Origin of the sequence: Microcoleus sp. MON2_D5 (assembly GCF_036701905.1) — a bacterium.
Classification (GTDB): domain Bacteria; phylum Cyanobacteriota; class Cyanobacteriia; order Cyanobacteriales; family Microcoleaceae; genus Microcoleus.
On the sequence record NZ_JAUBRM010000026.1, the window covers coordinates 1 to 16,160 of the forward strand.

16 protein-coding genes and 1 tRNA gene are annotated in these 16,160 nt (G+C 46.9%); 12 read left to right on the forward strand and 5 right to left on the reverse strand.

Going from position 1 to position 16,160, the window contains the following annotated elements:
- The 3 genes from QUA47_RS11625 to QUA47_RS11635 all read left to right on the forward strand — a co-directional run.
- Positions 1–2,342: CHAT domain-containing tetratricopeptide repeat protein (locus tag QUA47_RS11625; RefSeq protein ID WP_333430848.1), on the forward strand; the 2,342-nt coding region annotated here is incomplete at its 5' end.
- Positions 2,343–2,345: 3 nt separating this feature from the next.
- On the forward strand, positions 2,346–2,687 hold the full coding sequence (locus tag QUA47_RS11630) for a hypothetical protein (RefSeq protein ID WP_333430849.1): 342 nt from the start codon (positions 2,346–2,348) through the stop codon (positions 2,685–2,687).
- Positions 2,684–4,180: a hypothetical protein gene (locus QUA47_RS11635; RefSeq protein ID WP_333430850.1), complete on the forward strand. Its 1,497-nt coding sequence runs from the start codon at positions 2,684–2,686 to the stop codon at positions 4,178–4,180. The genes QUA47_RS11630 and QUA47_RS11635 overlap by 4 nt, the downstream gene beginning before the upstream one ends.
- Before the next feature lie 68 nt (positions 4,181–4,248).
- On the opposite strand, the gene QUA47_RS11640 is transcribed toward QUA47_RS11635, so the two are convergent.
- The gene (locus tag QUA47_RS11640; protein WP_333132465.1) at positions 4,249–4,461 is read right to left on the reverse strand and encodes a helix-turn-helix transcriptional regulator; all 213 of its coding nucleotides are present in this window, start codon (positions 4,459–4,461) and stop codon (positions 4,249–4,251) included.
- A 225-nt stretch (positions 4,462–4,686) separates the two neighbouring features.
- A tRNA-Leu gene (locus QUA47_RS11645) sits at positions 4,687–4,770 on the reverse strand.
- A 228-nt stretch (positions 4,771–4,998) separates the two neighbouring features.
- On the opposite strand from QUA47_RS11645, the gene accC reads away from it, so the two are divergent.
- Positions 4,999–6,351, forward strand: coding sequence for an acetyl-CoA carboxylase biotin carboxylase subunit (gene accC / locus QUA47_RS11650; RefSeq protein ID WP_333430851.1), 1,353 nt, complete (start codon positions 4,999–5,001; stop codon positions 6,349–6,351).
- Between the two features lie 88 nt (positions 6,352–6,439).
- On the opposite strand, the gene QUA47_RS11655 is transcribed toward accC, so the two are convergent.
- A complete protein-coding gene (locus tag QUA47_RS11655) occupies positions 6,440–6,724 on the reverse strand; it encodes a YggT family protein (RefSeq protein WP_333285505.1) in 285 nt (94 codons plus the stop codon).
- Between the two features lie 124 nt (positions 6,725–6,848).
- Here QUA47_RS11655 and psbX point away from each other — a divergent pair, with 124 nt between their 5' ends.
- The 5 genes from psbX (at position 6,849) to QUA47_RS11680 (ending at position 11,813) form a co-directional block, all read left to right on the forward strand.
- A complete protein-coding gene (gene psbX, locus QUA47_RS11660) occupies positions 6,849–6,968 on the forward strand; it encodes a photosystem II reaction center X protein (RefSeq protein WP_006634855.1) in 120 nt (39 codons plus the stop codon).
- Between the two features lie 281 nt (positions 6,969–7,249).
- Positions 7,250–8,059, forward strand: coding sequence for a Ycf66 family protein (locus QUA47_RS11665; protein ID WP_333430852.1), 810 nt, complete (start codon positions 7,250–7,252; stop codon positions 8,057–8,059).
- A gap of 267 nt (positions 8,060–8,326) precedes the next feature.
- Positions 8,327–9,451 carry a redoxin domain-containing protein gene (locus tag QUA47_RS11670; RefSeq protein WP_333430853.1) on the forward strand — a complete coding sequence of 375 codons (1,125 nt, stop codon included), beginning with the start codon at positions 8,327–8,329 and terminating at the stop codon, positions 9,449–9,451.
- A 109-nt stretch (positions 9,452–9,560) separates the two neighbouring features.
- A complete protein-coding gene (locus QUA47_RS11675; RefSeq protein WP_333430854.1) occupies positions 9,561–11,009 on the forward strand; it encodes a trypsin-like peptidase domain-containing protein in 1,449 nt (482 codons plus the stop codon).
- A gap of 183 nt (positions 11,010–11,192) precedes the next feature.
- Positions 11,193–11,813 carry a pre-peptidase C-terminal domain-containing protein gene (locus QUA47_RS11680; RefSeq protein WP_333430855.1) on the forward strand — a complete coding sequence of 207 codons (621 nt, stop codon included), beginning with the start codon at positions 11,193–11,195 and terminating at the stop codon, positions 11,811–11,813.
- A 239-nt stretch (positions 11,814–12,052) separates the two neighbouring features.
- Here the strand turns inward: QUA47_RS11680 and QUA47_RS11685 are convergent, their stop codons facing one another.
- Positions 12,053–12,244, reverse strand: coding sequence for a chlorophyll a/b-binding protein (locus QUA47_RS11685; protein ID WP_333430856.1), 192 nt, complete (start codon positions 12,242–12,244; stop codon positions 12,053–12,055).
- A gap of 94 nt (positions 12,245–12,338) precedes the next feature.
- A complete protein-coding gene (locus QUA47_RS11690) occupies positions 12,339–13,355 on the reverse strand; it encodes a succinate dehydrogenase/fumarate reductase iron-sulfur subunit (RefSeq protein ID WP_333430857.1) in 1,017 nt (338 codons plus the stop codon).
- Between the two features lie 238 nt (positions 13,356–13,593).
- Here QUA47_RS11690 and QUA47_RS11695 point away from each other — a divergent pair, with 238 nt between their 5' ends.
- The 3 genes from QUA47_RS11695 (at position 13,594) to radC (ending at position 15,876) form a co-directional block, all read left to right on the forward strand.
- A complete protein-coding gene (locus tag QUA47_RS11695; protein ID WP_190736146.1) occupies positions 13,594–13,836 on the forward strand; it encodes a hypothetical protein in 243 nt (80 codons plus the stop codon).
- Between the two features lie 556 nt (positions 13,837–14,392).
- Complete coding sequence (locus tag QUA47_RS11700; RefSeq protein WP_333430858.1) at positions 14,393–15,022, forward strand: hypothetical protein; 630 nt, start codon at positions 14,393–14,395, stop codon at positions 15,020–15,022.
- 122 nt (positions 15,023–15,144) lie between these two features.
- On the forward strand, positions 15,145–15,876 hold the full coding sequence (radC, locus tag QUA47_RS11705) for a RadC family protein (protein WP_006634845.1): 732 nt from the start codon (positions 15,145–15,147) through the stop codon (positions 15,874–15,876).
- The last annotated feature ends 284 nt before the right edge of the window (positions 15,877–16,160 follow it).

Here is a 16,160-nt window from a genome sequence, read left to right on the forward strand (position 1 = left end):
CAATGACTCAAAATAACCTAGGGGAAGCGTACAGAAACAGAATCAACGGTTCGCGGGCTGATAATCTGGAAAGGGCGATCGAGTTTTTTCAGGCTGCTTTAACAGTTCGTACCCTTGAGGATTTCCCCGAAGATTGGGCAGGGACTCAAAATAACCTAGCCGTTGCCTACAGTAACAGAATCAACGGTTCGCGGGCTGATAATCTGGAAAGGGCGATCGAGTTTTATCGGGCTGCTTTAACTGTTTATAAGCTTGAGGATTTCCCCGAAAAATGGGCAATGACTCAAAATAACCTAGGGGAAGCGTACAGAAACAGAATCAACGGTTCGCGGGCTGATAATCTGGAAAGGGCGCTCGAGTTTTATCAAGCTGCTTTAACTGTTTATACCTTTGAGGATTTCCCCCAAGATTGGGCAATGACTCAAAATAACCTAGCTAATGCCTACTTATACAGAATCAACGGTTCACGAGCTGATAATCTGGAAAGGGCGATCGAGTTTTTTCAGGCTGCTTTAAGTATCAGAACTCGCGAGGCTTTCCCGCAAGATTACACAGCAACTTTGTTTAATTTAGGAAATCTTTACCAAAACAACCAGCAATGGCACCTGGCTTACGATACATATACCCCAGCGATTGAAACGGTAGAATTTTTACGAGGCGAGATTCAATCTGGGGATGAAACCAAACAGAAATTAGCCGAAGAATGGAATCAACTCTATCTGGGCATGGTAGAAGTTTGCATCGAACTGCAACGCTACACCGAAGCTGTGGAATATGCCGAACGTTCCAAGGGGCAAAACTTAATCGAGTTGCTATCGGTGAAAGATTTGTATCCCAAAGGAGAAATTCCCCCCCAAGTGCGCCAAGAGTTGCAACAGTTAAGACTGAGAATTGCCGAGGAAAATCAACGGCTAAAACAAGCTGAAGAAAAAAATTATGATTTCATCAACCAACTGCGCCAAGATTTAGCTGCAAAATATCCCTATACACCTCTCAAATTTGCTGAAATTCAGCAGTTAGCAGATGAAAAAACAGCCATTGTAGAATGGTACATTTTGGGCGATAGTTTTTGTGCTTTCCTCATCGCGAACGATCCCCCCCAGCCCCCCTTAATAAGGGGAGAGGAAGAGGGATCGGAATCCCCCTTGAAAATGGGAGAGAACCAATTAGAAGTTACACAGTTATCTCACAGCGAACCCGATCGAAATTCAGAACCCCCCTTATTAAGGGGGGCAGGGGGGAGCGAATTTTGGCAATCATCACCGCAAGATTTAGAAAAACTAATGGATTGGGTAAATGAATATTTAGGAAATTATTACAGTAAGCGTCAACAATGGCAAAATAGCCTAGAAACCAAACTAGCAAACCTAGCCCAAATTCTCCACATTAATGAAATAGTTAAAAACATCCCCGAAACCTGCGATCAACTAATCCTGATTCCCCACCGCTACTTGCACCTGTTCCCTCTCCACGCCCTCCCGGTGAGTAGGGAAAATTGGCAGCGCTTTCACCCGAACAACCAAAATTGCCCCCTGAATCCCTGTCTCGTTGACTGCTTCGATAATGGAGTTTCCTACGCCCCCAGTTGTCAACTATTGCACCAAGTCCAAAAATACAAACGGGGTAAATTCGAGCGATTCTTCGCCATTCAAAACCCCACAGATGACTTGATGGCAGCCGAAATGGAAGTACAAAGCATCAAAAATATTTTCCCCAGCCCAGAAATTTTGGCTAAACAAGATGCCAAAAAAGGCAAACAATCAGAGTCAAAATTAGAAATAGCCGAAAAAGTCGCCGACAGCCATCATCTGTTCTTTTCCTGTCACGGTTCCTTCGATCGCAACGAACCCCTAAAATCTGGTTTACAACTATATGATGGTACTCTCACCCTAGAAGAAATCATCCGCTATTTCAACCTCAGTCAATGCAGCCTCGTCACCCTTTCCGCCTGCGAAACCGGACAAGTCCAACTCGACAACACCGACGAATACATCAGCCTCACCAGCGGTTTCCTACTAGCTGGTAGTCCCAGTTTATACGTCAGCCTGTGGTCAGTAAACGCCTTTTCCACAGCGATTTTACTGATCAGAACCTACGAAAACCTCTACCACCAACCCGGTAAATTCGCCCTAGCATTAAGCCAAGCCCAAATCTGGATGCGAGACACCGACATCCAAGGCTTCCTCGACTGGACAAACCAATGTCACCTCCTAGACACTGACTGGCGAGAAATCTTACAATACTGCTTGGAAGAGGACAAAGCAACTCAAGGAGTCTGTGCTAAAATCTATCAAAACCCCTATCATTGGGCCGGCTTCTCTGCGGCTGGCAAAGGAGAGTAAAACATGACTAATAGCAGCAACAAAATAGAAATTTTCCTGCAATTAATTCAATCAGATTTCTTTTTTAACTTGAGATATGCCCTAGCTGCTCTCAAAGCTGAATTAACAGACAATGAGGACAAGAATGTCGAACTTATTGAAAATTGGCTGCAAGATAAGCCAGCAATGAAGCTGCAATACAGAGCTAAGGTGATGAAATTTGAGGAAGTTAAATTCCCCAATAAAGGGCAATCAACCACTAAGCCGGGACAGCCAAGTCAAATTTTGAAAGAAACCCTAGAAAATTTGACGATAGCTGCGGAAAAACCTCCTGAAGCCAATCAAGATACGCCGTCTTCTCCATGAAAAATTTTACTATCAGTGTTTGTTATTTCCATCTCAATCAGACTTTAGCTGAACCTCCAGATCGAGTTTCACCTACAGCCGATTTTATTTGGGAAAATCTGATTAAACTAAGTGAAAAACTGCCTTTCACTGAAATCAAAAATTTAAAATCTCAATTAGTTTGCTACGAATTTGATGAAGTATCCCAGGCTTTCAAACATCAGACAAAAACCTTAAATTTAATCAATCAATGGCTAACCAAAGAACAACAGTCGATCGCACTTACTGCGATTCACCCCAATCAATTAGCGATTAGCGGGAATCTGCAACCCTTTCTATGGCACGATACCTACGCTTTCGATCTAACTTTATCTCCCGCCGATGATGACCGAGATATTGCAACAGCAGAAATCGATTTATTTGAACCTAGCAGCCTTTTCTTAGAATGTTCGGAAAACACTCTCGGTGAAACCATCTGGCTTTACGGACAAACAGAAATACCTGATACAGAATGTCAAGGCGTAGCTGATGAATTAGTGATAAATCTGCTAAAAAACACTAACTTTACATTTGGATTAGTCGCTCAAGGTAACTTGCTCAAAGTTCCCCTATTTGAATATGAAATTAGCCAAGCAAATAAACCCAATAAACTCTATCGGATTTTAGTTTGGATCGACAATCAAGGGATATCTCCAGATGTAACCTCTGTTTATGACTATTTATTTGGCTCACTCTTGACTCGCCACAAAATTGAATATGTTTACCAACAAGCGCAAGAAAGTTACAGTGAAGCCAGAAAATCTTACAGCGAACTAGAAGCAAAGATTAAACAATTCAAGCAAGATAAGCCCTTAGAAGAACTGCAAAAACTTCTCGAATCAATGCCAGAACTATCTATGCAGTATCAACGGCAACTGCGAAATCTGCAAGGGCATTATACCACAATCAAAACCAATCAGATCAACTATCAAACTTATTTACAAAAATTTTGGCAACCGGGCGATATTCCCAGTTGGCGAGAGTTTGGCGAAATTACCTGCAAGCGCTATCTCGACCAAATAGAAACCTACCTCAGTTATATCCAGCCGGGTAAAGACTTGATCGGCGAATTTATCAATACATTGCGGGGTTTGGTGGAAATAGAACAAGCCAAGTCCGATCGCCAACTGCAACAAACTTTACAGAAAAAAGAGGAAAAAGAAAAAGAGCGCGATCGCAATTTACAAAACACGATTCAAGCAGTCGGTACCGGCATCGGTGTCGGAGTCGGCTTTGCCGGAATCTTAGCAGCCGGCTACCCCTTAATCGAAAAACCTTGGGATTTGCCCTCTCCTCAGCATCCTCTGCTGCCACCTCATCCCTTCATTATTGCCGTTGTACTTAGTTGTTTATGCGGTGGAGGCTTGGGATGGTTGGCTTGGTTTTTCACTAAACGCCACCTCAAGGCTAAATCATCACCTCAGCAGACAATTTCACCTAGTCCCCAAAACCAACTTCCCTCTGGGGATGTGTAATCGCCCTCTGCTTTCTTTGTTAATTAAATTTTCGCAGTTATATTCTCGCGACTTACTGATAAATCTGTTTACTCTTTGACAACATCCATCAACTCCTCAATCAAAACATCGAGGGTGCGAGCTATTTTTTGAATTGATGTGATATCAACCGTTGCTAGACCTTCCGATCGAGCATAGTGCCTGACTGTGCTGTACGGAACCTCGGATCGATCGGCAACATCCTTTAACGTCCATCCCTTTTCGTCAGCAAACTCTCGGATTCGGAACCTAACTAACCCCATTCTACTTGACAAACGATAAGTATCTATCTTTTTAATTCAAACACAATTGTCGATCGAGAGTTAAAGAGTATTTTGTATGGTGCGGATCTGTCAGAAGTTCGATCGCACTTAAAGATATCTGATGAATCCGCACCCTACGGTACTCGATCGACTTTCTAGAAAAACCACTCTATACAAAACAACTGCCAACAGCAAAAACTGTCAACAGTTGTTTTATATATTCAATGCGGATGGCGAGACTCGAACTCGCAAGGACATAATGCCACACGCACCTCAAGCGTGCGCGTATACCAATTCCGCCACATCCGCTCTTTCTGGCAATCTCCGGGATTTTTGCGTTACGAGTTAAAGATTCACAGGTTGAGGTTCCTGACATTTAACTTGTGACTTGCCCTTTTGCACCGCCGATTTACAATCATAGCACCACTACCAGCCAAATGTAAAATAAATTTTTGTGAACAATTTCTGCAAAACCATTATCCAGAACATACCGAAAGGCATTATTGTACAGAATATTGAGTGAATTAAGCAGCGAAGATGGGGTTCTCGAAAATTTTAATCGCTAATCGGGGAGAAATAGCTCTCCGCATATTGCGGACCTGCGAGGAAATGGGGATTGCCACGGTCGCCGTTCACTCCACCGTAGATAAACACGCCTTGCACGTCCAGTTGGCAGACGAAGCCGTTTGCATCGGCCCCCCCACCAGCAGCAAAAGCTATTTAAACATCCCCAACATCATCGCGGCCGCCCTGACGCGCAACGCCGCAGCCATTCACCCGGGCTACGGCTTCCTCTCGGAAAATGCCCGATTTGCGGAAATCTGCGCCGACCATCAAATTACCTTCATCGGCCCTTCTGCAGCCGCGATGCGGGCGATGGGTGACAAATCCACCGCCAAAGAAACTATGCAGCGGGTGAAAGTCCCCACAGTTCCCGGTAGCGACGGATTGCTGGCGGACGAACACGAAGCTTTGTCGATCGCCCGCGACATCGGCTATCCTGTCATGATCAAAGCCACAGCCGGCGGTGGTGGCCGCGGCATGAGGCTAGTCAGAGAAGCATCCGAACTCCCCAAACTATTCTCAGCAGCCCAAGGCGAAGCCGATGCAGCCTTCGGCAATCCCGGACTTTACCTCGAAAAATTCATCGAAAGACCCCGCCACATCGAAATCCAAATCCTCGCCGACAACTACGGTAACGTCATCCACCTCGGCGAGAGAGATTGTTCGATTCAGCGGCGACACCAGAAACTCCTCGAAGAAGCCCCCAGCCCAGCCCTCAGCCAGAAACTGCGAGATCAAATGGGTCACGCCGCCATTGCCGCCGCCAAATCCATCAACTACACGGGTGCCGGCACAGTCGAATTTTTGCTGGACAAATCCGGCAAGTTCTACTTCATGGAAATGAACACCCGCATCCAAGTAGAACATCCCGTCACCGAGATGATTACAGGCCTCGACTTGATAGCCGAACAAATTCGCATCGCCCAAGGAGAAAAACTGCAAATCAAGCAAAACCAAGTAATTCTCAACGGCCACGCGATCGAGTGCCGCATCAACGCCGAAGATCCCGAACGCAATTTCCGACCGCATCCCGGCAGAATCAGCGGTTATTTGCCTCCCGGTGGCCCCGGCGTGCGGATGGACTCTCACGTTTACACCGATTACGAAATACCCGCTTACTACGATTCTTTAATCGGTAAAGTAATTGTATGGGGGCGCGATCGACCCTCAGCCATCCGCAGGATGAAACGGGCATTGCGGGAATGTGCTATCACCGGCGTGCCTACCACCCTGGGCTTTCACCAAAAAATCCTCGATTCCCCTGAGTTTCTCAGCGGCGAAGTTTACACCAATTTCGTCGAACAGTTCTTGAACAATAGTCAGTAGTCAGTAGTCAGTTGGCAGTTAGCAGTTGGTGGCAACTCATCCATGCCCGATGCCCGATGCCCGATGCCCGATGCCCGCCAACTGACTATTACATCATCATTGTCAGGATTCCTTGCTGACCGAGAATCATTTCTCGCAGCAAGCTACAGATACCCACCCAAATAATCGGCGTAATGTCCACCCCGCCGATCGGCGGTACAATCTTTCTCGTTACGGCTAAAAAAGGTTCCGTCGGCCAAGCAATCAGACTCAACGGAAATTTGCTCAGGTTCACCTCGGGATACCAAGTCAGGACGATCCGAAAAATAAACAGCAAGGTCATCACAACTAGGACAGAGCCCAGAATCCAACTTGCAACGGTAATACCAGTCATGGGTCTTATCTCGAAATTTTAAGTTTTGTTAAGTCTGCTCTTCATAATTTTAACCGTTTGACAGGTGCGATCGAAAGTATAAAATTAATAAAAATCAAATTGTTGTAACAAAGGCTTTGAATCTATGACTCCTTCTCTCGCGAACTTTTTGTACAGCCTGCTGGTGGGCGTGGTGGTTGTAGTGCTTCCAGCAACGATCGGCCTGATCTTCATCAGCCAAAAAGACAAAATCAAGCGCACCTAAAAAGTCAGCGGGTTTCTAAGTCCGGCGCTGCAAGTCAATTGTGGGCTACAAGTCGGGCATTCCCCCGATCCGAGAAACCTCGGCTGCCAGCAACTGTCAAGGCAAAACCTTCAGTTGACTGCCAAGCTGAGGTTTTTTCCCGTTAAACTCATTATTATACTCACTTCCCAAGCTGAAACCCTGACCGGACGCTGCCCCAGAAAGCACAGTCGGGCTGACAGACTTAATGATAGATGTAAAATCTAACTCGCTAACATAGGAAAGACATAGGAGATAGGCTAATGGTCAATTTAGGATTGAACTGGAGCAGCCTGTTAGGGATTATCCTAGCAGTAGCAGGGGCAGGACTGTATTTTCTGCGATCGTGGCGTCCCAAACTAGCCCGAGACCACGATATTTTTTTTGCAGCAGTCGGCCTGCTGTGCGGCGGTATTCTGTTATTTCAAGGATGGCGGCTTGACCCAATTCTGGCATTCGGTCAATTTCTGCTCACCGGTTCGGCCATATTTTTTGCAGCAGAAAGCATTAAACTGCGAGGAGCGACCACAGCCCAAGCCAAAACTCGCGCCCAATACGTAGATGAAGAGCGACCGGTCAGCAACGCCTACGGTTACGAGGGCTACGATGGCGAAATGGAACAGCTAGAACCAGAGGAAGACTATCCGCAGCGTCCCCGGATTAGAGGCAGCCAAGACTACCGTTCCTCTCGGGAAGCCTACGACGACGAACCCCGCCGCCGCCCCTCGAATCGCAACGGCAGCGTTAACACCTCCAGGCCCGACTCGGCAGATAGAGCGTCGCGCAAACGCCCCTCTCGCCCAGAAGCCCCGCCTGCCCAAGAGTCTGACAACTGGGACGTTTCAGACAACCCCGAAGAAAGACCGACCCGCAGCCGCAGCAGTCGCCCCCCTGCTTCGGAAAATCGCAGTTCCGATACGCCGCCGAGAACCAAAAAACCCCGTCCTACGGAATCATCCAGGTCTCGCCCCAGCAACCGCGACGTGGAAGCACCGCCGTCAGACTACGTGGAGTATCGACCTGTAGAATACCCGGAAGACCAACCGGATAATTCCCCCAGTTTCGACAAATAGGCAAACACTAAGTAGATGGGTGAAACTAAACATTTCTCATGCCCGCAGGCAAAAAAATAAGTTGCGTTTATTGATCCCCATCTACTTATTCTCAGATATTAAAATGATTAAAAAAACTGTAAATTGTGAGTGTGGAACCCCAGACCAACATATATATACATAAATAAAAGCTAAGTATTTTTAAAATTATTTTGACCGACCCAACCTGTGGAACTAATCGACAGCATAACAATCTTAATATAAAATCCCAATTCTTAAATCAGCAAGATGCCATTACTCGAAATAGGAGATCCGGCTCCCTGGTTTTCCATTCCTTCTACAAATAACCCCTTATTTCATTTCTCAACGGTTGCCGGTCGGCGAATCGTGCTGTTTTTCTTTGCCAGCGCAGCTTTTCAACAAATCCAAGTTATCCTCAAAAGCTTTCAAGAGCTTTCAGAAGAATTCCAAAGCTTGCAAGTAGCGCGGTTCGGAGTGAGCGTTGACCCAGCAGACAAAGAACAAAACAGACCGACAACAATTGCTCCGTCATTCCTATTTTTCTGGGACTTGGATAAAACAGTCAGTCAGCAGTACGGTGTTTTCCGAGAGATCGAAGACAATGGATTTGCCGGAGTTCACTATGCACCCCAAACTTTTGTACTCAACGAAAACCTTCAAATAATTAATATTTTGCCGATGGGCGAACCGCACCAACACGCCCAACAAGTATTAGATTTTCTCAAAACTTTGCCCCCTATTGAGGAAGCCCGATCAGCCACTCGCCACGCCCCGGTGTTGGTAATTCCTAACGTTTTGGACAAAGCTTTGTGCCGCAGTTTGATCGATATGTACAAAGCTAATGGTGGCAGTCCCTCGGGCTTTATGAGGCAAATAGGCGGGAAAACAGTTGGCTTGCACGACGACACTTTTAAGAAGCGCCGAGATTTCTTTATTCAAGACGAGGATTTCCAGCAACAATTGAATGCGATTATTCTACGCCGGGTGCGGCCGGAAGTAGAGAAAGCTTTTCAGTTTACAATCACTAGGTTTGAACGGTATTTGATAGGTTGTTACGATGCTGACAGCGGCGGTTATTTTCGGTCGCACCGCGACAACACTAGCAAAGCTACGCTGCACCGCAGGTTTGCGATGACGCTAAACTTGAATGTGGGAGAGTACACGGGGGGATTTTTACGGTTTCCAGAGTACGCGCCGCACGGTTATAAAGGCGATTCTGGCACGGCGATTATTTTTTCGTGTTCTTTGCTGCATGAAGCCACTACCGTGATTAGTGGTCAGCGCTTTGCTTTGCTGTCTTTTTTCTACGGCAATGAGGACGCTGCGGTACGAGAAGCTAATTTTAAGTATTTAGCTGCTGATTCAGATTTCCAAATTGGAGAACCGGCGTGAGGAAGGTCACTACCGTGGTGCAAGTCCTAAAATAATTACAGAAGGTAGTTAGCGGTTAGCCACAAAACCTAATTCCTAGCTACCGATCGCTAAATAATAATCGATCGCCATGAATTTCAAACTTCTAACTTTAGCAGTATCGGGAATTTTAACGGTTGGGGTTGCAACCAGCGCTACTGCGGTTGTAACGACATCCCCTGTGCGGCAATCAACAGATTTAACGGAATTTAACTCGGTGCATTCCCAGGGTGCGATCGCCCAAAATGTTGAAGAACAAACCAATATTCGAGTCTACGAAAAGGCTAGTCCGGCGGTTGTTACCGTCGATACAGATAAATCTAACGGCAGCGGCACAATTATCAGCCCCGACGGCATGGTGTTAACTAATGCCCACGTTGTTTCGGCAGGCGGTACCGTCAATATCATTTTGTCAGACGGCAGAAAACTTGTCGCCGATGTCATCGGATTCGGCGAAGAAGGTCTAGACTTAGCCGTGGTGAAGATTCGCGGTCAAAACAATTTGCCCACCATTCCTTTAGCCCGTCCCGGTTCGGTGAAAGTCGGGCAACAAGCATTTGCGATCGGCAATCCATTCGGTCAATTTCAAGGTACTTTTACAGTCGGAATCGTCAGCCGCATCGACCAGCAGCGGGGCTTAATTCAAACCGACGCCGCCATCAATCCCGGCAATTCTGGAGGGCCCTTGCTCAACAGTTCAGGAGAATTAATCGGCGTCAATACTTCTATTTTTACTCGCGGTCGGGGCGGTGGCAGTATCGGTATCGGTTTTGCAATTTCAGCAGACAAAATACCCGCTTTCCTGACAGCGGTGCGAGAAGGGCGAGCTCCCCGCGTGGCTCAAGCCCGATCGCCCTTTGGCAACAAATCACCTCAAAAAGTTCCGTTAAACGGGCCCGCCGTCAGCGGTCTCCTGACCGACAAGTCTAGCGTTCTGCCCACCGACAACAGCTTTTTTGACCTCTACTCCTTTGAGGGAAAAGCGGGCCAGCAAATCACAATAGAAATGAAAAGTCAAGAAATTGACCCTTATTTAATTTTGCTCGGGCCCAACCAGCGCGAAATCGCGCAAGACGATGACGGCGCAGGCAGTAAAGACGCCAGAATTACAGTCAGGCTGCCAGCAGACGGAACTTACACGTTAGTGGCAAATTCCTACCAAGCTAGGCAGTCAGGGGCTTATACGTTAGAACTGAAAGCGAGTGCTCCTACCGCGCCTTCTCGGGCGATTTTGCAAGAAGAAGGCGCTTTAGTCGCAGGCGGCCCAGTATTGCCGTCTGACAACAGTCTGTATCGCGAGTATACTTTTGAAGGTCGATCGGGTCAGGCTGTAACCATTTCCCTCGAAAGTACAGATTTCGATCCCTATGTGGCGATCTTTGGCCCTAACGGCCGATTAGTGGCAGAAAATGACGATGGGAGCGATTCGACTAAAAATGCGTTTCTGACCGTTACTTTGCCCGCTACGGGTCGCTATCGCGTAATTGTCAATGCTTACGATGCTTCTGGCCGGGGTCGTTACACTCTAACTGTCCGGTGAAAATGGGGAAAAAGGTAATGGGTAATCGGGAATTGGTAATTGATCGAATTATTCTGCTTCCTGCTTCCGTGCATCCATTAAATCCGTTACAGAATCCGGTGCCGAACTTCCTTCTTCCATCCGTTAAATCCGTTACAAAATCCGTTGCCGAACTTCCTTCTTCGTTGCAAACCGAGGTAATTCATGCGTCAAGTTAGATTTTGGGCGATCGCGCCAATTGCTCTACTAGCTACTTTTTCTGGTAAGCCGACTGTCTCCCTACCAGTTTCAAATTTAGGTGGAGTTGCTAACAGTAGTTCCACCCTCCTTTCAGCAAAACTTCCTCAAAATTTAACTGATGCAAAGCCTGCTGAAAAGGCGGTTTTAGCTCAAGCCAGCCCCAACCCGTCGCCATCACCACAGAGTTCGCCAACTCAGAGTCCAACTGTAGAACCTCGGTCGAGTCCTGATGCGGGTTCATCTAAGGTCATTTTAGAGCAAAACGGAGAACTCACCCCTGCTAAGTCTTCTGTACTGCCCTCGGACAGCAGTTTGTACGACGAGTATACCTTTGAAGGCACTCAGGGTCAGAAAGTGGTTGTTAGCGTAGAAAGTACCGATTTTGATACTTACCTGGCTATTTTCAACTCCCAGGGCGAGTTACTGGCAGAAAATGATGATGCGACGCAGCAAAATTCCAATTCTGAGCTTACTGTTACCTTGTCTGCGAACGGTCGCTACCGCGTCATTGTCAATGCTTACGATCCGCCTCCAAAAGGTAGAGGCAAGTACAGTTTGACCGTCCGCGAAACAACTGGAAATTAGTTTGAACGAAACTTGGGAGTCAGGGCACGGCCTTGCCGTGTCCCTATAATTCTAGGACGATCGCACTACAAGCAACTACTATCGACTTTGGTAAATTCATATGTTTCTCTGCAACTATAAATGTTATAGTCTTGCACTTATTATTTTATAATCTGTATTTCCAATAAATCTTAAAAATAGAATGGAAGCTGAAATATAGATATTTTTTCAGCTTCCATTTTTAATTAATTTTGATTAATTTAACGCAGACCCAGCCAGGTGAAAAAATCCTGGCGGGTGAAGAATTCTAGCAGCAAAAGTCCCACAAATCCCACCATCGCAAATCGTCCGTTGATTTGTTCTGCATAGGCATTCCACCCAAAGGCTGGTTCTGGTTTTGGGGGGGTATTTGAGGTTGTCGGTTTTGGGGAGGGAGGAGTTTGAGCAGTCATTTAAAAGTTTTGAGTTTTGAGTTTTGAGTGATGAATTTTCGGAAGCTTGGCGATCGCACAACTTGTAATTTACCAGGAAAATGACAGCCCATGGCTAATCTGCTGACTTTTCTAAACTTTGAACCGATTCGATCAGATTTCGCACGGTTTCGGTACCTTCAGAAGGCTCAAAAAACAGCGGGAACTTGCCCCGAGCGATCATTCTCAAACCCAACGGGCCCAGACTCAGCAAACCTTTAACGTCGCGGAAGTAGTTTCCTACTACTTCGATCCCAAATTTGCGCTCGTCTATCCAGCCACCTTCTTTGACGAGATCGATTAAAACTTTGCGGTGGCGGATCGATCGACTGGCTTGGTCGTCTTTGCGATCGAGAATCTCTTGTTTAATCTTACCAATTTGATCCATCGGCGCCACTTCCATGGGGCAAACCGAGTTGCAGTAGTAACAGCGGGTGCATCCCCAGACGCCTGCGGTGCCTTCGTTGTATTTTTCGAGCCGATTTTCGGTTTCGCTGTCGCGGGAGTCGGCGATCGTGCGGTAAGCTTTGGCGAGGGCGTGGGGGCCGACAAATTCCGGGTTGACTTCGCGGGCGTTGCACTCAGAATAGCACGCGCCGCAGAGGATGCAGTTGCCGGTTTGGTCGAGTTTCGATCGCTCTTCTGGAGTTTGCAGAAATTCGCGTTCTGGAATTGCTCGCGAGGCGGTGCTGACATAGGGTTCAACTGCTTCTAGGTTGTCCCAAAAACTGGTCATGTCAACAACCAAATCTTTAATAACCGGCATATTTCCCATTGGGGCGACTGTGATTTCTGGGATGAAATCGGTAGGTATTTGTGCTGAGCTGGAATCGGCTATTTTTTGCAGTCTTGCGAGTTCGCTGGCTACATTTTCTTTGCAAGCTAATGCTGAGCGACCGTTAATTCGCATAGAACAACTGCCGCAAATTGTATTGCGACAATTTTTGCGAAAAGCTAAAGTGCCGTCGTGTTCCCACTTAATACTGTTGAGGCAGTCTAGGATGGTATTGCTCTCTTCCACATCTAGGGTGTAAGTGTGAACCCGAGGAGCCTCGTTTTGATTTTGGCGCACTACATTAAAGCGGACTTTCATATTTTGAGTAAGGAATTTACTTTCTATTTTAAGCTAAATTTTTGACTTCTTTAGAAAGCTCTTATTTTTTTAACCACTACCTAAAGTAAGAGATTTTAAAAAAAATATTATTGTTTGATAAACATGAATAATTCTCAAGTTATAAATCCTAAATTACCACTTTTTTAAGCGGATTTGTGAGCTATTAATTGGAGAGAAAAGTAATTAATCGCTGCAATTCGGTAGTCGGAGGTGCGTGATGTCCAGCTTGTTTGTATTAACTTTCATGTTTTCCACACCGGCTTTTTGTCTGGGTCTGCTAAATCCTCAATGGGTGGGACTGGCAACTCGCAAGCGATCGAGTGCCTTGTACGGCGGCTTGATGGCAGTTTCGTTCGTTTTGCTTGGGGTTACAGCACCCAAGGCGCCACAACCAGTTTCATCGGGGCTGCTGGCCTCAACTGAATCGCTAGAATTTAGGGTAAGCGCACCTTTGCGCTGAAGGTAGCTGGGTATGCATTTCACTTTTTTGGCAGCATTACAAGAAATTTTACCAGGACTTACGGCCGGTTGGGGCCAGAAACGTAGTTTTTTAAGAAAAATACTTGGTTCTACTCATTTACTGCAATTAAAAACCCCGGTTTATAGGCGTCGGAGTGCGATCGCCAACTGTAGGGAAAAATCGGGGCTTTAGTAAGGAGAAATACCCTAACAGGACTTACGCAAAAAACCCGGTTTATTCCACAACTCGTCGCTTTTTCGATAAATATTGACGCCGAAACCGGGTTTTTGGTCTTTGAGTGCGTCCAGGACTGACTCAGAAACGGGGTTGCACTAGGGTCAGGTGTCCAACGTTCTAGTTTACTTCGTAAATCATAGGGATTTTTGAGTCGATCGGTAGATAAATAAGCAAGTTAACTTCTCAGGACTTACGCACAGGGATTAAAGAACTCAGGTGGTTTAAACAGATATCCTTCGTGCTTCACCTCGGATTTGGGTAAAATAAACCCGGTTTCTGCGTCCTGGATGACTTCTCTTTTTTACTGCTAAAAATCGCTATGTTTAATTTTTTCGTCTTAAGCTTTCTGTTGTCTATCCCTGCCTTGTTTCTGGGTATTGTTAATCCGAAATGGGTGGGCGCACCAACCCGCAAGCGATCGATCGCGATGTACGGCGGGTTGATGGTGGCTTCGTTTGTGCTTGTTGGCGTCACCGCACCCCCTCCGTCTCAGGAAGTTTCAGTGGCGCTTACGGCCCCAAGCGATCCGCTAGTATCATCTCAAACCGCTAAGCCGTCACCGCTTTCGGCAGCGCCGACACCCAAGCCGGAGACTGTGAAAACGCCGACACCAACACCGAAACCTGCAATTTCTGCGAAGGTACCTGCACTTGCCAAACCAGGGCCCGATCGCAAATTGCCCTCTTCAGTCAAATCTGTTGAGCGAACCGCAGAGATTGCTATTGATGCACAGCAGCCAAAGGAAGATACTAAGAAAGTTATTTACGAGTCTTCTAAACCGAAGGTTAAAAGTGCCGATTTTCCGAGTTGCGTTAACTCGGATTGCGACTGTTCGGACTTTGCGAGTCAAGCCGAAGCGCAGCGAGTGTTAGAGGCATATCCGGGCGATCCGTTTAAGCTCGATCGCGATCGAGATCGAGACTCGATCGCTTGCGAAACGCTAGGTTAGATTTACTCTACCAACAGCCTCGGTTAACGATCGAGGCTTTTTTGGGTGATTGTACGAATTGAAGAACGCCAATCGATCGGCTAAAATTGTGCAATTGTTGAGCTTGCGGTGCGGGTGCAGCTATGACTTACAGCTTGAGAATTGTCGATTTGCCAACGAGTGAACGACCACGGGAACGGTTGATGGCGGGTGGCCCGAAAAGTTTGGCGACTGCAGAATTGATTGCGATTCTCCTGGGTACTGGTCAGGGACAAGGCAAACTTTCCGCCGTCGGGCTCGGACAGTATATTTTAAATCAGTTGAGTTTGCACCACCGCGATCCTCTGGCTGTGCTACGCACTATTAGCGTTCAGGAGTTGACGCAGATTCACGGGATTGGCCCTGCCAAGGCAACTTCGATTTTGGCTGCGGTGGAGTTGGGGAAGCGGGTGTTTCAGTCGCGACCACCGGAAATGGCTGTGGTTGACTCTCCCCAAGCGGCGGCGGACGCCCTGAGTCAGGATTTGATGTGGCAGTCTCAGGAACGTTTTGCTGTAGTGCTGCTGGATGTGAAAAATCGCCTGCTGGGTACTCAGGTAATTACGATCGGCACAGCAACGGAAACTTTGGCTCACCCACGGGATATTTTTCGCGAGGTGATCCGCCAGGGGGCGACGCGGGCGATTATCTCGCACAATCACCCCTCGGGGATTGTGGAGCCAAGCCCGGAGGATATTGCTTTGACGCGACAGTTGCTGGCGGGAGCGCAGTTTTTGTCGATTCCGCTGCTGGATCACTTGATTTTGGGGAATGGCGATTTTCGGAGCTTGCGGCAGACGACGACGCTTTGGGACGAGTATCCCCAAGGCGATTGAACTCTTATGCTTAACTAATTTCATCACTATCATTAGTTATTTGTATCTTTGGGTTCTCCGACGGCTGAATCAGCCATGACAGCAGGCAAATTTTCCGGCTGGAGTCCCCCGCGAGACCGTGTTTTGGCTGAATGTCGCTGCTGATACTTCGTTTCGACCACAACTCGGTTAATCTAGTATAGGTAGGCTGAAGAGGTCGCTAATCCGATTTTTTTTGAGCATACTAAACGTATACTGAACCAGCACCTAAATACCCATTTATTAAGAAATTATTAAATGGGATG

Bases quoted from the DNA above. Each gene is read 5' to 3' on its own strand.
- QUA47_RS11630 (WP_333430849.1), top strand. From the start codon at position 2,346: ATGACTAATAGCAGCAACAAAATAGAAATTTTCCTGCAATTAATTCAA.
- QUA47_RS11635 (WP_333430850.1), top strand. From the start codon at position 2,684: ATGAAAAATTTTACTATCAGTGTTTGTTATTTCCATCTCAATCAGACT.
- QUA47_RS11640 (WP_333132465.1), bottom strand. From the start codon at position 4,461: ATGGGGTTAGTTAGGTTCCGAATCCGAGAGTTTGCTGACGAAAAGGGA.
- accC (WP_333430851.1), top strand. From the start codon at position 4,999: ATGGGGTTCTCGAAAATTTTAATCGCTAATCGGGGAGAAATAGCTCTC.
- QUA47_RS11655 (WP_333285505.1), bottom strand. From the start codon at position 6,724: ATGACTGGTATTACCGTTGCAAGTTGGATTCTGGGCTCTGTCCTAGTT.
- psbX (WP_006634855.1), top strand. From the start codon at position 6,849: ATGACTCCTTCTCTCGCGAACTTTTTGTACAGCCTGCTGGTGGGCGTG.
- QUA47_RS11665 (WP_333430852.1), top strand. From the start codon at position 7,250: ATGGTCAATTTAGGATTGAACTGGAGCAGCCTGTTAGGGATTATCCTA.
- QUA47_RS11670 (WP_333430853.1), top strand. From the start codon at position 8,327: ATGCCATTACTCGAAATAGGAGATCCGGCTCCCTGGTTTTCCATTCCT.
- QUA47_RS11675 (WP_333430854.1), top strand. From the start codon at position 9,561: ATGAATTTCAAACTTCTAACTTTAGCAGTATCGGGAATTTTAACGGTT.
- QUA47_RS11680 (WP_333430855.1), top strand. From the start codon at position 11,193: ATGCGTCAAGTTAGATTTTGGGCGATCGCGCCAATTGCTCTACTAGCT.
- QUA47_RS11685 (WP_333430856.1), bottom strand. From the start codon at position 12,244: ATGACTGCTCAAACTCCTCCCTCCCCAAAACCGACAACCTCAAATACC.
- QUA47_RS11690 (WP_333430857.1), bottom strand. From the start codon at position 13,355: ATGAAAGTCCGCTTTAATGTAGTGCGCCAAAATCAAAACGAGGCTCCT.
- QUA47_RS11695 (WP_190736146.1), top strand. From the start codon at position 13,594: ATGTCCAGCTTGTTTGTATTAACTTTCATGTTTTCCACACCGGCTTTT.
- QUA47_RS11700 (WP_333430858.1), top strand. From the start codon at position 14,393: ATGTTTAATTTTTTCGTCTTAAGCTTTCTGTTGTCTATCCCTGCCTTG.
- radC (WP_006634845.1), top strand. From the start codon at position 15,145: ATGACTTACAGCTTGAGAATTGTCGATTTGCCAACGAGTGAACGACCA.